Source organism: Microbulbifer epialgicus, assembly GCF_041447265.1.
Lineage (GTDB): Bacteria > Pseudomonadota > Gammaproteobacteria > Pseudomonadales > Cellvibrionaceae > Microbulbifer > Microbulbifer epialgicus.
In genome coordinates this window covers 25,098-39,693 of sequence record NZ_JBGMEK010000012.1, presented here as the reverse complement: position 1 = coordinate 39,693, position 14,596 = coordinate 25,098, and the positions used below count along the sequence as shown (strand labels likewise).

The following is a 14,596-nucleotide window of genomic DNA, read 5'->3' as shown; positions in this document are numbered from 1 at the left end:
CGCTGCCACTAAGCGCCCATGCCCCAACTCGTAGACACACTGATTCACGCACGCTGGATTATTCCAGTGATTCCCGAGCAAAAAGTGTACGAAAATTGCTCCCTAGCCATTGCTCAAGGGTGTATTATCGCACTATTGCCCTCCACTGAAGCCAAAGCACGCTTCAAAGCAGGGCAGGAAATTAGCCTCGACCAGCACGCGCTGATTCCCGGCCTGATCAACACCCACAACCACGCCCCCATGACCCTGTTGCGCGGCTACGCTGATGACTGCCCCCTCAAGGAGCGGCTGGAGCAGCATATTTGGCCAGCAGAACAGCGCTGGGTCGGTCCGGAATTCGTTGCAGATGGGAGTCGTCATGCGATTGCCGAGATGCTGAGATCCGGCACAACCACTTTTTCCGATCAATATTTCTTTCCCGAGGCAGTTGCTATCGCAGCACGCGAGAGTGGCATCCGGGCCCATATCGCATTTCCCGTATTGGATGCACCAACTCCATGGAGCCGCCACAGCGAAGAAGCACTTCACAAAGGACTCGCTCTGCGTGACGATTATCGAGCCCATGAGCGTATCGAAGTAGTATTCGCCCCGCATGCCCCCTACACGGTGGGAGACCAGACCCTGGAAAAAATTGCTGTATGCTCCGCAGAGGCCCAGGTCCCGGTGCAAATACACCTGCACGAGACTTATCATGAGGTAGAAACCGCTCTTGAGATAAGTGGAGAGCGCCCTACGGAGCGACTATTACGCCTTGGCCTGATGGGGCCACAAACTCTCTGCGTACACATGGTTGCAACAAATGAGAGGGATATCGAGTTGCTGGGCACGAGCGGCGCTCATGTTGCACACTGCCCCTCCTCCAACCTGAAATTGGCATCGGGTTTCTGTCCCACGACCGAGATGCTCGATGCCGGCATCAATGTTTCGCTCGGTACCGACGGCGCCGCAAGCAATAACAGCCAGGATCTATTTTCCGAAGCGAATACCGCCGCTTTATTGGCGAAAGCTGTCAGCGGTCGAGCCACCGCATTGCCCGCCCACCAAGCCCTAGCCATGGCCACTATCAACGGCGCCCGCGCTCTGGGGATCGAGGATATTACTGGAAGCCTTGAGGTTGGTAAGAGCGCCGATATTACCGCCATCAATCTTGGCGACCTGGAACAACAGCCGATGCATGATCCGATATCACAGCTCATTTATACTGGCGGAGGCCACAATGTGAGCGATGTCTGGGTGGCCGGCAGACAGCTCTTAAAACAGCGCCAACTTCAAACATTGAATGAAACCGAGGTAATCCAGCGAGCAAAACTGTGGCGTGATAGAATCGCCGGCCATTCGCACTAGGCGCGAATTGATCCAAGTGATTCAACAACCGGTGTTTGCCGGCTACTAGCGACGGAGTTTGCAGAGAAGTTCATGAGTAACGTAGATCCCGCAGAAATCGCCAAGTTCGAACAGCTCGCCAGCCGCTGGTGGGATAGAGAAGGCGAATTTAAACCGCTGCATGAAATCAACCCACTACGTGCCAACTATATCGATGGGCACGCATCAGTGGCGGGCAAGAGACTGCTGGATGTCGGTTGTGGCGGGGGCATCCTGGCGGAGGCTATGGCGCAAAGGGGCGCGGAAGTTACAGGTATTGATTTGGGGGAGGCGCCGCTTAACGTCGCCAAACTGCATGCTTTGGAGAGCGGTATCAATGTAGATTACCGCCTTACGGCCGTTGAGGATCTGTCGGAAGAAATGCCTGGCAGCTTTGATATCGTTACCTGCCTGGAAATGCTGGAACATGTACCCGACCCTTCATCGGTTATCCGCGCCTGCGCAAAGCTGGTTAGGCCCGGCGGCCACCTATTCTTCTCAACAATTAATCGCACAGCCAAAGGCTGGCTGTTTGCGGTGGTGGGTGCAGAATATATTCTAGGCTTACTACCCAAAGGCACTCATGAATACGGCAAATTCATTCGCCCCTCAGAGATGGGGGCCTGGCTACGAGAAACTGATTTGGAGCTGCGTGATATCACCGGCATGACCTATAACCCGGTAACTCGCTCATATAAGCTCAACCCTCGCGATGTTGATGTTAACTACCTGATGTATGCCGGCAAACCCGAATAAGCGGACGATAAAATGAAAGCTGTTTTATTTGACCTGGATGGTACACTCCTTGATACCGCACCGGATTTTATTGTGGTACTCAACCAGCTGCGACACCAGGAACAACTGCCACCGCTCCCAGATGAAACGATTCGCGGTACCGTATCCAATGGTTCCCGAGCATTGGTTACATTGGGGTTTGGCAAAGAAGAAAGCGATCCTGAATTTGGCAGCCTGTTACAGCGTCTACTGGACCTGTATCTCGCCCACCTTGCAGAACTAACTGTACCTTTTCCCGGCATAGAGGCCCTGCTGGATACACTCGAGGAAAACAGCATACCCTGGGGTATTGTGACCAATAAACCTGAGGCATTTACGGTGCCGCTTATGCAGGCATTTGAGCACCTGCCTCCTGCAGCTGCTGTGATATGTCCTGATCATGTAAGCAAATCAAAGCCTGACCCAGAGCCAATTTTCCTTGCCTGCAGCCAGATCGGCTGCGACCCGTCCGATGCCGTCTATATCGGTGACCACAAGCGTGACATTATTGCCGGGCAGCGTGCCGGGATGCCAACGATCGCCTGCAGCTATGGTTACATCGATGCATCAGACAACCCTGCGAGTTGGGGCGCGGATCACCTGGTCAGCTCCGTAGACGAGATATGGCCACTGCTGCAGCAACATTATATTTAACTTTCAAAGTAGTGCCCTGCTCTGATGCCGGGCGACAGTATCAGGATTTTTCATGTCAGAATTTGTCGGCGATTATGTAGCGCCAAACAATCTCCTCAAAGACAAAATTATTCTCGTTACCGGTGCGGGGGATGGCATCGGCAAAACTGCAGCCAAGACCTTTGCCGCCCACGGAGCTACCCTAGTCCTATTGGGACGAACTACGCCGAAGCTTGAAATGGTTTATGACGAGATCGAAGCCGCTGGCGGACCCCAACCGGCCATATTTCCTATGGACCTTAGCAAGGCCAGCATAGAAAACTTCGAAAACCTTGCCGAGGCCATCGATCAGGAGTTCGGCCGTCTCGATGGACTCCTCCACAATGCCAGCCTTCTGGGGCAACGCACTCCATTGGCAAATTATAATTTTGCTACCTGGCAGGAGGTTATGCAGGTAAATGTCAATGCAGCATTTGGCCTAACCAAATCTTTACTGCCCCTACTGGAAAAGTCGGAAGCAGGTTCGATTGTATTCACTAGCTCCAGCGTCGGTCTAAAAGGAAGGGCTTACTGGGGTGCCTACTCAGTATCAAAGTTTGCCACCGAAGGATTGATGCAAGTGTTAGCGGATGAATTGGATGGCGTATCGAATATCCGAGTAAACAGCCTTAACCCCGGCGCCACCCGCACTTCCATGCGCGCTACCGCCTATCCAGCCGAAAACCCACAGACAGTGGTAGCGGCAGAGGACATTATGCCCACCTATTTATATCTAATGGGGGAAAAAAGCCGAGAGCACAGTGGCAAGCACTTTAGTGCACAGAAGCGCTAAACCTTCAAGGCAGGCAATAAGAAACCGGGCTTAGCCCGGTTTCTTATTGCCTGCTCTATTGTCAAATTCAGCCCTGATACTTTCCAAAAGACTTCTTGCTCGACTTCCCATCCTTGGTCGCCTCAACATCATGTGGCATATGTTCCGGCACATCCGCAAAAATATCCCCTTCGAATTCCATCATCTCACCACCTTCGTGCATATCAGCCCCTTCACCACTCTGATCGCTGTTACCGAAGAGGTTTTGCTGGGCTACCTGCCCGTCCTGGGATTGACTGGCTATCACACCCGCCGCGTAAGCAACTGCTGTCTCCGAGTGCAAGAGCCGCGCGCCCTCTAAGCCAAGATAACCTGCAACTACGGTAAGCAATACTGCGGGAGTTATAAAACCTTTCATTTTCCACCCCTGGATAGCTTTAATTTACAATCTATTTCCAACCAATCAATAAGAGACCAAATCAGGTCTGGGGCAAATACTAACCTGAACAAGCAGTCAGGCTTATATTCGCAAGTCAAGCCAATTTCTTATGAAGTCTATTTTTCCATGTCAGTTCCAGCAAAAGCGTGAAAGGCCGCACAAATTTAATTGTCCAACCCCACCGACTGGGGCAGAATAAAGCCAACAAATAGCAATAGCGTAAATAAAAAGATGATGAAAGCTGTTTTTACAATTTATCTACTCGCCCTAATGGCCCCCGGAGTCTACGCTGACTCCATCAGCACGCAACTCAAAGTATGCGCCCAACTAACAGCAAACAAAGACAGACTGGTATGCTATGACAAACTCAGCAGCTCCCTGAAACAACGCTCGGAACAAGATTTTGGCCAAGAGCAGAAATTTATTTCAGAAGCACCTGATTCCATTGAGGCCAGAATTCAGAAAATACAAAAAGGGGCCTACGACAAGAACATAATTACTTTGGAGAATGGCCAAGTCTGGAAACAAAATGATAGCTCTCGCGCACACTGGAAGTCTGGAGATCTGGTCATTGTAGAGCGCGCTCTATTCGGCTCCTTTTTCATGAAGACTGTAAATGGCGGTCGAAAAATGCGAGTAAAGCGGCTGAAATAAATACGCATATTGTTATCGGGGCAGCATCAATAAGGAATGCATGCCCTACCCCATATAGCTTCCACCTACCCCTGCTTACCAATCAGCACCTACTAGTCACTTATTAGGAAGGCACAATAATCAACTTTCATCTACTGTTAAGGTTAAATGGGCGCCAAAGGCTGCCCGGAGAGACCAAACAGTACATATCGTTCACGCAGTCAACAGAAGGTTTAAGCACTTGTCCCGAGAAAATATTTACTCAAGGGATGAAGACTGGCTGAAGGATACAGACAACGCCCTCTCCGATTCCTGCTCCAGTGCAGACGATCGTGGCCAGGATGCAGATCCTGAGCCCGATATCGAAGAGATCCATTCAGTTGGGGAGTCACTCACCGAGAGTGGTACCACTCCCATGCAGAGCTACCTGAAACATCTATACAGACTGGAGCTACTCACCCCCGAGGAGGAGCACAGTACCACCTGCTTGCTCAGAGACCTGGAAGACAAGCTAATAGAAATATTGCAGCAATACGGCACGGAACTTGTGCAATTGCGCAGCGAGGGTGTTGAACAGCGGGGCAGCACCGGAGCTTATGACCACGGCCTCATCATCGGACATACTGAGGCACTACTGGTACTTGATCAACTAGCGCCTCGGGAGCGCAGCAGGCTCACCGGGGTATTGAAGCGCTTCCAAAGACAACGCAAAAAGCTTATCCAATGCAACCTGCGCTTGGTTATCGCTATCGCCAAACGTTTCCGTAATCCTTCGGTGCCCTTTATCGACCTAATCCAAGAAGGCAACGTCGGGTTAATGAAAGCCATAGAGCGCTTCAAGCCACAAATGGGTTACCGCTTCTCCACCTATGCTTACTGGTGGATCCAACAGGAAATCCAACTGGCTCTGCGCCGCAATGAGGATCTGGTACGTCAGCCCGCTAACGTTCAGGACGACTTGCGTGCAATTTACCGAGCGATTGGTGAAGTCCGCGCTCAAGGGCTCCCCGCATCCGATGAGAACCTTGCCAAACAGACTGGCTTGGATCTGGAGCGCATCCAAAGCCTGCTAAAGCTACCAGGACCCACTGGCTCTTTGGATGACCCGGTTGCAGATGACCAAAGCAGTACCCGACTCGACTACGCACCCGCCGACGAGCTCTATAACACCGATGAGCTGGTAACCAATCAGGAACTGGCGGAACGCTTGCGCGAAGCTGTTGAGCGGCTGCCAGCGCGACAAAGAACTGTTTTGAATCTCCGCTACGGATTGGCATCCGACAAGGATTGCTCTTTCCGCGTCATTGGCGAGCAGCTGGGTCTCAGCCAGGAGCGCGCACGCCAACTGCACTCCGACGCGCTTCGCCAGTTGAAGCGGCAATGGCGCTAATCAAAAAGAGCCTGTTGGTGACGGTTCATGGTAAATACGCTTGCCATCAACAATTTTCTCACTAGCCTTAAAGGCAGCTTTATTATTTGCGATTAGAACGGAAGCTATGGGTATATCAGTTGCCTCAAACGCAAGGAACAACTACTCGACGTGCTGTGCATTTTTGTTGATCTATGGATTGTTAAATTCCCCTCTGCTTCTTGCAGAGTCAGAGTTTGTTGTAAGCGCCGGCAAAGGCTTAAATAATACGTTGATGCAACGACGCTCTATTTCTGCAGCAAAAATGGGGGGGCTAAACTACTCCTACCTTCTCACTTCTTCCGCCAGCAACAGCAATTTCTGGCAGTGGTGGGGACAAGGCAGTTACTCTCATATGTACCTCGAACACCGAGATCAGAAGCAGCGACAGAATATTATCGAAATTAAGCCTGTTTTACGCTGGTATCCACGCCATGAGCCCAGTGGCGGCTTCGGTGAAGCCGGAGTAGGTGCGGCCTATTTAAGCCGTAGAGAATTTGGCGATATTCGATTGAGCACAAATTTGAACTTTGCCCTGCATTTCGCTTTGGGATACCGCTTCTCCAGCGGTCATACACTTTCACTACGCTACAGCCACTTCTCCAATGCCAATACCAACATCCCCAATCCCGGATTTGATTTCGCCTCACTTAACGGTCATTTTTACTTTTAAGCTGGAGGAATAATATAAAATCAAAATGTCCCCCACTAGCTGCGATCCACTTGAGAGGGAGCATGCAACTCCCAATACAGATTCAGTGTTTTTCGCACAATATCTGTATGGAAAAAGCTGTGAAGTTCCACTTTCGAGGCCTTATTCATTAACCCCAAGGCCACATCAGCCAGAGCTTCCAGATTCCCCCTCTCAATCAATCCCTGCGGAAAACAATGCTTGACCACCTCTCCCGCACAGCTGTCTTTATAGGCGATTACTGGGCAGCCCATTGCCAATGCCGCCATGGCATTTTTCCCGCAGGGGTCCCGAGGGCCGGCAAGGCTAAAAAACAATTGAGAAGAAGCATAAAGTTCACGCATATCCTGCCGCGCTCCAAGGAATAGTACTTTTCCATCGAGCCCCAGTCTCTGAGCTAACTGTTCAAGCTTGCGAAGACTGCGCAAATCATCTTCTTGCGGTGTCCCAACTACCAGTCCCTGGATATCTTCACGGCTGAGAATGGCTTTAGAGAGCGATCGCAAAAAAACCTCCAGCTCTCCTTCTGGAGACAAGGCACCGGTATACAGCCACCAGTTTTTCCCTTCCAACTGCGGATAGTCGTTGAGAAGCCGCAATTGCCACTGACCGGAAACCGGCTTACTTCTATCGAACTCTCTGTGACTAACTCCCCGGTGGATAACTCGAACCTGCTGTACACCGTAACGTTCATTTAAGTAATCCGCCACGCACTGTGACGAAGCAATTACACTGTCCCCTGCAACCAGAGCGGCATTCCCTCGACTGGGGGGATAACAATGATCGACCTGGGTGACCAAACGGGGGCGGGCTTCCTTGGGCATCTTTCTCCAGGCGCGCCAGACCAATAAAGCGGGCAATCGACCGTGCACATGAATCACATCCGCCTGCAGTTCCTCCAGAGCACTACGCAGGCGACGCACAAGACCCTGGGACCAGACCGGCTTTTTGTGTAAAGGCAGCTGGATGTGCTCAATACCATGCAGTTTAAGGCGCGCAACCAGAGCGCCTCCAGCAGAAATCACTACAGGTTTATGGCCCTGCTGCACCAGCTCCTGTATAAAGTCCAGTGTCGCCTTTCCTGCCCCCCCTGACTCCAGTGCAGACCAAACCTGTACGATTCTCAAAATAATTACCGCGCAAACTGTACAAAATGACCATTTTGACCCTCACCGACCTAATTTCCCAGTAAATCCCTCACAGAGTTACCTCTAAATTACTAAAAAGGGGGGAAGGAAAGAATACACTGCGCTCGGGACCGTATGAGGCGTGGATGCCGATTACGAGCTTACAGGGATATATTCACAGCGAGTCCCGAGCACAGTGTATTCTTTCCTTCTGACCCAGTAGTACCCTCCCCCACAACCCACTTCCCTGTACACCCATGGCCGGTATGAGCAAAGCTCGAGAGCTGATAGTATTTCGTTAGCTTAAATAAGATCAGGGAAAAGCAATGATCCATCGCTACCTATCACAGTCAATCGCCCTTGCTCTCATATTGTTTGTCAGTATTGCTTCCGCAGCCGAGACAGATCAGGGGATCTTCTGGAAAGCAACCAAGGAGAACCACACCGCCTACTTGCTGGGGTCCGTCCACCTGGCAACTGAGGATTTCTATCCATTACGCCCCCAAATTGAGCATGCTTATAAAAGCAGTGATGCGGTTGCTGTCGAGGCCGATATCCTCGCCGCCGAAGGCGACATGTTACTGCAGCAAAAAATCATGATGGAGTCCGTCTATCAGGGCGACCGTAATCTGCGTGATGAGCTGCCACCAGAGCTGTATAAACAGCTGCAGGGATGGATGAAAAAGCACAACATGCCAGAGGCGATGTTTATCCGTCAGCGCCCGGCTATCGCCATGATTTCGATGAGCATGATTGAGATGCAGGCCTACGGTCTCAACCCAGAGCTAGGTATAGACCGTCACTTTCTGAAGAAAGCCAAGAAAGATGACAAGCCGGTAATAGAACTCGAAGGGGTATTACAGCAATTCCAGATGCTGAACGGCCTGGAAAATCCGGCCCTACTGCTACAGCAAACCCTGGAGCAACTCGAGGAGATTTCCAGCTTCCTACCCAAGCTTACCAAAGCCTGGAAAGCGGGCGATGAAGCAACCCTGAACCGCCTGATCATTCTCGATGGTCTAAAGGAGAATCCCGAATACAAACCGCTGTATGACAAGCTGTTTTTCCATCGCAACGAAAATATGGCCAACCGAATTACTCGGAAGGCGCCAAATTACCAATCCCTGTTCGTTATTGTCGGCGCCGGGCATCTGGTAGGCGAAGGCAGTATTGTGGAACTACTGAAAAAAAGTGGGTACACATTGGAGCGTATCTAATGCCAACCTATACTCCATCGAACGGTATATTAGTTTAAACGGCGCCTTTGCCCCTAGCTATAGATATCCGAATCGCCGGCTCCCGCCGGCGATTCCTCGCAACTTTGGAACTGCATTTCAAATAGCCTGGCACACTGCCCACCTCCAAGACGGCTAGACCTCTGGCCCCATTTTATTATTTCCGGTCCACGCAAAAGTACAGGAAAAACTGTACCCACCCCCAACATAACTTGTTAATCCACACTTGCTAAACTAAAAAGCACGCGCCCTGATAGTAATAGCTTTGACATGGACTGTCATATGAAACGCTATAGAATGTATTGCGCCTTAATCTGCATTTTTCTACCCCCCCTTACTTTGGCTGACGAAGCCGAAACCAAAGGGGGGCTCAAAATTGTCTCCGACGACGGAAATTTTTCAGCGGAACTTGGAGGCCGCATTCATTTTGACACCTACTTCTTTGATAAAGATGACACCTATTATTACCAGACCTTCTCTAATGATGATGATCGCAAGGAAGTGGTAAATACCACGGACTTTCGCCGGGTACGCCTGGCAATGAAGGGAAAGTTGTGGAAGTGGAAATATAAACTGGAACGGGACTTCGCTTTCTCTGGCACCGGTGGTCTCAGAGATGTCTATTTAGGCACAGAAATTTTTAATGGTGACCTTCTCATAGGGAACTATAAACCCAGACGCTCTATCGGTGAACTGACCAGCTCCAACGAAACCACCATGATGGAGCGCGCCTTCGCGACCGAATCCGGCATTTACGACGGGCGTGGACGGCAACAGGGAATAGGCTGGAATACCTATTGGTGTTGTCATACTTTTGGCATCAATCTTTTTAACTTGCGCGATCCAGGCGATCCACTCAATTCGGGCATTGGCGCCGCAACCAGGTTTACCTGGGCTCCAATTAATGACTACAAAAGCACACTGCACCTCGGTGCCTCGCTCAGTTACGAAGATGCCAATAAGGACACCCCTCCGCGAGAAGCCCTGGTCGAATATGCTGGCCGTCGCGGCCCAGAGCAATTAGTCGCGCTAAGCCCAGGTGGGAGCGATTTCTTTTTTGGAGAGTTTGGCGAGGAAGAGTTTTACCTCGGCAGGCCCGGAGGAGATGTTCTAATCTTTGGACTCGAGCTGGCCGGCACTTATGGGCCCTTCTTTGCCCAATCGGAATATGCCTTCGGCAACTTCTCCGGTGACATATTTCTCTCCGAGTTCACTTTTGAAGAATTCTTTGGAGCCCCCCCCAACTTCTTTTGCGACCCATTTACCGGATGCTTTATTGGCGACCAGAGCGTTCACACCTGGTACATCATGGGCAGCTGGGCAGTTACCGGGCAGCACAAACCCTATGACGAGAAAAATGGGGTTTTCAGATCAATCAGGCCAAATCCGCCTGAGGGCGCATTCGAACTGACCGCCCGCTACGACACCATCGAAAACAGGGATATTCCCGGCATGAAAGTAAGCAACTTTATTTTCGGGTTCAATTATTATTTCAACCCCAAAGTGCGCCTAATGATGAATGTGACCCTGGGGGATAATAATTTTATAGACGACCGGACCAAACAATTCGCCATTCGTATACAGGGGAGCTGGTAAGCAGGAAAGTATACTTGCGAGCAAGCGGCCCCATATAGAAAGAGCCGCCTCCCTTCAAATAACAATTAACCAACTTGCTGGGCATTAGCAGGATCGAACACTTCCACTTCAGAGGCCCGCTCGATATCGCGCACCGGATTTTCGAAGCGAGTGAGAGCCATATCACGCTGTTGCCTGACTTTCTCCAGATTGGCCTCTTTCACGTGGCCATAGCCGCGAATTTCCTCTGGATAGTTGAGTAAATCAATAGCTGCGGTGTGGTTCTGTGCATTCAGCTCACCCACTACCTTATCGACCAACTCCTCATACTCGCTAATTAAGGCACGCTCCATCCTGCGCTCGGCAGTGTAACCAAACACATCCAATACAGTACCGCGCAGGAATTTTAATTTGGCCAGGACACCGAAGGCTTTAAACATCCATCCGCCAAACTTCATTTTGCGTGGGCGCCCCAATATCTTGTCAAAACGCGCTAGCAGGGGCGGGGCCAGGTTGAACTCCAACTCAATTTCCCCGCTGAAATTTTCCTGCAGGGATTGAGTAAAGCGCCCATCGATATACAGGCGCGCCACCTCGTATTCATCTTTATAGGCCAAGAGTTTGGCGTAATTGCGCGCGACAATCTCCGCAAGCTTGAGATTGCCCGGCACTTTAAGAACTTCCGCCGCCTTCACCTTATCCACCAGGTTTTGGTAGCGCTGCGCCAGCTCGATATTCTGGTAACCAGTGAGGTGCTTAACCCGGTGAGCAACCACTTCTTCCAGGCCCTGCGGTAAAGCAACGGGAGCCTGGTCGTGAGCAAGTAGCTTGTTTAAGGCTTTGGAATCAGCAGCGGCAAGGCGACCAGCGGCAAAGCCCTGCAGGTTGCCCTCAACCGCAACACCATTCAGCTCAATAGCCTGTAACAACGACTCCTGAGAAAGCGGCAATAACCCTTTTTGCCAGGCAAAACCCAACATAAAGATATTTGCGGCCAGGGTATCCCCCAGTGCCAACTTGGTGAGCCTATGCGCCTCTACAGACTCCAACTCACAAACAGCATTACTCAAGGTGTCTAATACAGCCTGAGGCGAGTGTGCATCTTCACGACCCAAAACAGTAGCAGCGGTTGGACTCAGATGGGTATTTACCACTGCTCGACTATGGGTTTCATCCAGCTTAGCCAGACAGGCTGCGAGGTTGCCCGCGGCAATCAGGTCACAAGCCATCAGCGCGTCTGCTCGACCATCAGAAATACGAACAGCCTGCAACGCGTCAGGCTTTGCAGCAAAGCGGATATGGGAATAAACCGCCCCGCCCTTTTGCGCAAGGCCAGTCTGATCCAGGGTACTGCAGGCCTTACCTTCAATGTGGGCTGCCATTGCCAGCAAAGCACCGATAGTAACCACTCCGGTTCCACCTACACCGGTTACCAGGAAGTTAAACGGCTCACCCAGGGCGGGTAGTTGCGGTGCAGATAATTTATCCGCCTCAGTGCGTAACACATCGCCAACCCCGGCACCTTTGGCCAGGCGCCCACCTTTCACAGTAACAAACGATGGGCAAAAACCATTGATGCAGGAGAGGTCCTGATTGCAACCAGTCTGGTTTACCCGGCGTTTATCCCCCAGGGCAGTAGCAACTTTTTCTACCGCGATACAGCTGGATTGCTGCACGCAGTCACCACAGCCTTCACACACCAGCTCATTGATAAACGGGCGCCCCTCTGCCTGGGGTAACAGGCCGCGTTTGCGCTTGCGGCGCAGCTCAGTAGCGCAGGTTTGGTCGTAGATAATTACTGTACAACCTTCAACTTCGCGAAGCTCTTCCATAACCGCCGGCATATAATCGCGATGGCGGATCTCCACCTCGGCAGGGAAAGATAGAGCACCCTTATATTTATCCGGGTTATCCATCACCAGTACAACTTTCTGCACCCCCTCAGCCAATACCTGGCGACAGATCATATCCGGTGCCAGCTCTCCGTCATGGGGCTGGCCACCTGTCATAGCGACAGCGTCGTTAAACAGAATCTTGTAGGTGATATTCACCCTGGCTGCGACAGATGCACGAATAGCCAGGATTCCTGAATGGAAATAAGTGCCATCGCCCAGGTTTACGAATACGTGCTTTTCACTGGTGAAGGGCGCCTGGCCTACCCAGTTGACGCCCTCAGCGCCCATCTGAGTAAAGGTAAAAGTCTCCCTATCGAGCCACTGGGCCATATAGTGACAGCCAATTCCCGCGAGAGCACGGCTACCCTCAGGCACTTTAGTTGAGCGGTTATGGGGGCAACCGGCACAGAACATGGGCAAACGTGAAACACTGGAGCCCGCCTGCTGGGAAATTCGCTGGGAAAGGGCATTGAGGCGCATCAGGCGATGGCGACCACGCTCACCCAACTTGTCGTCACCCAACACAAAGCCCAAAACCTGGGCAACAATCGCCGGTGAAAGCTCACCGTAAGCGGGCATCAGTGGCTGGTCATGTTCATCCACCTTACCGAGAATACGCGGGAAATTAGGGTCTTTAACGTGGACGTTATACAGCTCCTCTTTAAGCTGCACTTCCATCAAGCTGCGCTTCTCTTCCAGCACTAGCAGGGTATTCAGGCCTCGAGCAAATTCCTGAATACCAGGTACATCCAGCGGGTAAGTCATGCCCACCTTGAGAATCCGAATTCCAAGCTGCTTAGCCTGGTCTTCATCAATCCCCATATCCTCAAAGGCCTGCATCAGGTCAAGATGGGCCTTGCCGGTCGTGACGATGCCGAGACTGGCCTCGGGGTTTTCCAGTACAACTTTGTTCAGATTATTGGCACGGGCAAAAGCCAACGCTGCTGGACGCTTATAACGCCACAGGCGCTCCTCCTGCTCCAGGGGGTTATCCTGCTTGCGAATATTTAAGCCCCCCTCGGGGCGCTCGATTTCCGGATAGGTGAACTGCACACGCTGCGAGCCCACTTCTACCGTGGCAGAACTGTCCATATTTTCCGCCAGAGTGATCATCGCTACCCAGCAGCCACTGAAGCGGGACAACTCCAAGCCATAGTGACCATAATCCAGTACCTCCTGCACAGTGGCGGGGTTGAGCACTGGAATATGCATATCTACGAAAGCAAATTCAGATTGGCCTGGGTATGAAGATGACTTACAGCCATGGTCGTCGCCAGCCACAATCAAGGCACCACCCTTCGGAGAGGAGCCCGCGGCATTCGCATGGCGGAAAGCATCACAAGAGCGGTCCACACCCGGTGTCTTTCCATACCAAATGCCACAGACGCCATCTACCTCAGCGCCTTCAAACAGACCCACTTGCTGGGAACCCCATACCGCAGTTGCGGCCAGCTCTTCATTTACGCCCGGCTGGAAACGAATATTGTGCTGCCCCAGTAATTTTTTGGCGCGAGAAAGCTGCAAATCATAGCCACCCAGCGGTGAGCCGCGGTAACCAGAAATAAAAGTCGCGGTATTGAGACCGCGGGATTGATCCATACGCATCTGGTCGATCGGCAGGCGCACTAACGCCTGGATGCCAGAGAGAAGCACACGGCCTTTAAGGGTGGTATAGCGATCGTCCAGGGATACTTGCTTCTTTACCTGGTTGTCCGCCGCGCGCTGGGGACTGGTTACGTTATCAGTCATACACCTAACTTCCGGTCGTTTATTCTTCTCGAAACTCGGTTCGAGTTATGAGTCATTATTCTTCCGAATCGCCTCGTATCAGCAGTCGGATGCTGGATTTATGATGGGCCCACAGAGTCCTTTGGCGGGCAATCACAAAAAGCACCCGCCCTGAGACGGATTGGTCAGGTCATACTAGTTCGTTAAGCGCAACAGAGCATTGCTTTATTTACGTAAATGTGCGTAAATTTGTGATAGAAATCTCGATCGATCAAATTTTTATAG

Annotated in this window: 12 protein-coding genes; 9 read left to right on the top strand and 3 right to left on the bottom strand. The window is 51.5% G+C overall.

Going from position 1 to position 14,596, the window contains the following annotated elements:
* The first annotated feature begins 18 nt into the window (after positions 1 to 18).
* The 4 genes from ACCI49_RS07645 to ACCI49_RS07630 all read left to right on the top strand — a co-directional run bounded on the left by ACCI49_RS07645 (position 19) and on the right by ACCI49_RS07630 (position 3,601).
* Positions 19 to 1,344 carry a TRZ/ATZ family hydrolase gene (locus ACCI49_RS07645; RefSeq protein WP_371838367.1) on the top strand — a complete coding sequence of 442 codons (1,326 nt, stop codon included), beginning with the start codon at positions 19 to 21 and terminating at the stop codon, positions 1,342 to 1,344.
* A gap of 72 nt (positions 1,345 to 1,416) precedes the next feature.
* The gene (gene ubiG / locus ACCI49_RS07640; protein ID WP_371838366.1) at positions 1,417 to 2,118 is read left to right on the top strand and encodes a bifunctional 2-polyprenyl-6-hydroxyphenol methylase/3-demethylubiquinol 3-O-methyltransferase UbiG; all 702 of its coding nucleotides are present in this window, start codon (positions 1,417 to 1,419) and stop codon (positions 2,116 to 2,118) included.
* Between the two features lie 12 nt (positions 2,119 to 2,130).
* Positions 2,131 to 2,790, top strand: a complete 660-nt coding sequence (locus ACCI49_RS07635) for an HAD family hydrolase (RefSeq protein WP_371838365.1) — start codon at positions 2,131 to 2,133, stop codon at positions 2,788 to 2,790.
* A gap of 52 nt (positions 2,791 to 2,842) precedes the next feature.
* A complete protein-coding gene (locus ACCI49_RS07630; RefSeq protein WP_371838364.1) occupies positions 2,843 to 3,601 on the top strand; it encodes a YciK family oxidoreductase in 759 nt (252 codons plus the stop codon).
* A 67-nt stretch (positions 3,602 to 3,668) separates the two neighbouring features.
* On the opposite strand, the gene ACCI49_RS07625 is transcribed toward ACCI49_RS07630, so the two are convergent.
* Positions 3,669 to 3,998, bottom strand: a complete 330-nt coding sequence (locus ACCI49_RS07625; RefSeq protein ID WP_371838363.1) for a hypothetical protein — start codon at positions 3,996 to 3,998, stop codon at positions 3,669 to 3,671.
* A gap of 252 nt (positions 3,999 to 4,250) precedes the next feature.
* Between ACCI49_RS07625 and ACCI49_RS07620 the strand changes: the two genes are divergently transcribed.
* From ACCI49_RS07620 to ACCI49_RS07610, 3 genes are all read left to right on the top strand, one after another.
* Entirely contained in the window at positions 4,251 to 4,673 is a 423-nt protein-coding gene (locus ACCI49_RS07620) for a hypothetical protein (protein WP_371838362.1), read from the top strand.
* A gap of 220 nt (positions 4,674 to 4,893) precedes the next feature.
* Complete coding sequence (locus ACCI49_RS07615) at positions 4,894 to 6,042, top strand: sigma-70 family RNA polymerase sigma factor (protein WP_371838361.1); 1,149 nt, start codon at positions 4,894 to 4,896, stop codon at positions 6,040 to 6,042.
* A 163-nt stretch (positions 6,043 to 6,205) separates the two neighbouring features.
* Entirely contained in the window at positions 6,206 to 6,733 is a 528-nt protein-coding gene (locus tag ACCI49_RS07610; RefSeq protein ID WP_371838360.1) for an acyloxyacyl hydrolase, read from the top strand.
* 35 nt (positions 6,734 to 6,768) lie between these two features.
* Here the strand turns inward: ACCI49_RS07610 and ACCI49_RS07605 are convergent, their stop codons facing one another.
* Positions 6,769 to 7,878 (bottom strand): glycosyltransferase, encoded by a 1,110-nt coding sequence (locus ACCI49_RS07605; protein WP_371838359.1) that lies wholly within the window; start codon positions 7,876 to 7,878, stop codon positions 6,769 to 6,771.
* A gap of 326 nt (positions 7,879 to 8,204) precedes the next feature.
* Here ACCI49_RS07605 and ACCI49_RS07600 point away from each other — a divergent pair, with 326 nt between their 5' ends.
* Together ACCI49_RS07600 and ACCI49_RS07595 are read left to right on the top strand one after the other, a co-directional pair.
* Positions 8,205 to 9,095, top strand: coding sequence for a TraB/GumN family protein (locus ACCI49_RS07600; RefSeq protein WP_371838358.1), 891 nt, complete (start codon positions 8,205 to 8,207; stop codon positions 9,093 to 9,095).
* Between the two features lie 300 nt (positions 9,096 to 9,395).
* Positions 9,396 to 10,709 carry an OprO/OprP family phosphate-selective porin gene (locus tag ACCI49_RS07595; RefSeq protein ID WP_371838357.1) on the top strand — a complete coding sequence of 438 codons (1,314 nt, stop codon included), beginning with the start codon at positions 9,396 to 9,398 and terminating at the stop codon, positions 10,707 to 10,709.
* A 65-nt stretch (positions 10,710 to 10,774) separates the two neighbouring features.
* Here ACCI49_RS07595 and ACCI49_RS07590 read toward each other — a convergent pair whose 3' ends face one another.
* On the bottom strand, positions 10,775 to 14,332 hold the full coding sequence (locus tag ACCI49_RS07590) for an indolepyruvate ferredoxin oxidoreductase family protein (protein ID WP_371838356.1): 3,558 nt from the start codon (positions 14,330 to 14,332) through the stop codon (positions 10,775 to 10,777).
* Positions 14,333 to 14,596: the final 264 nt, after the last annotated feature.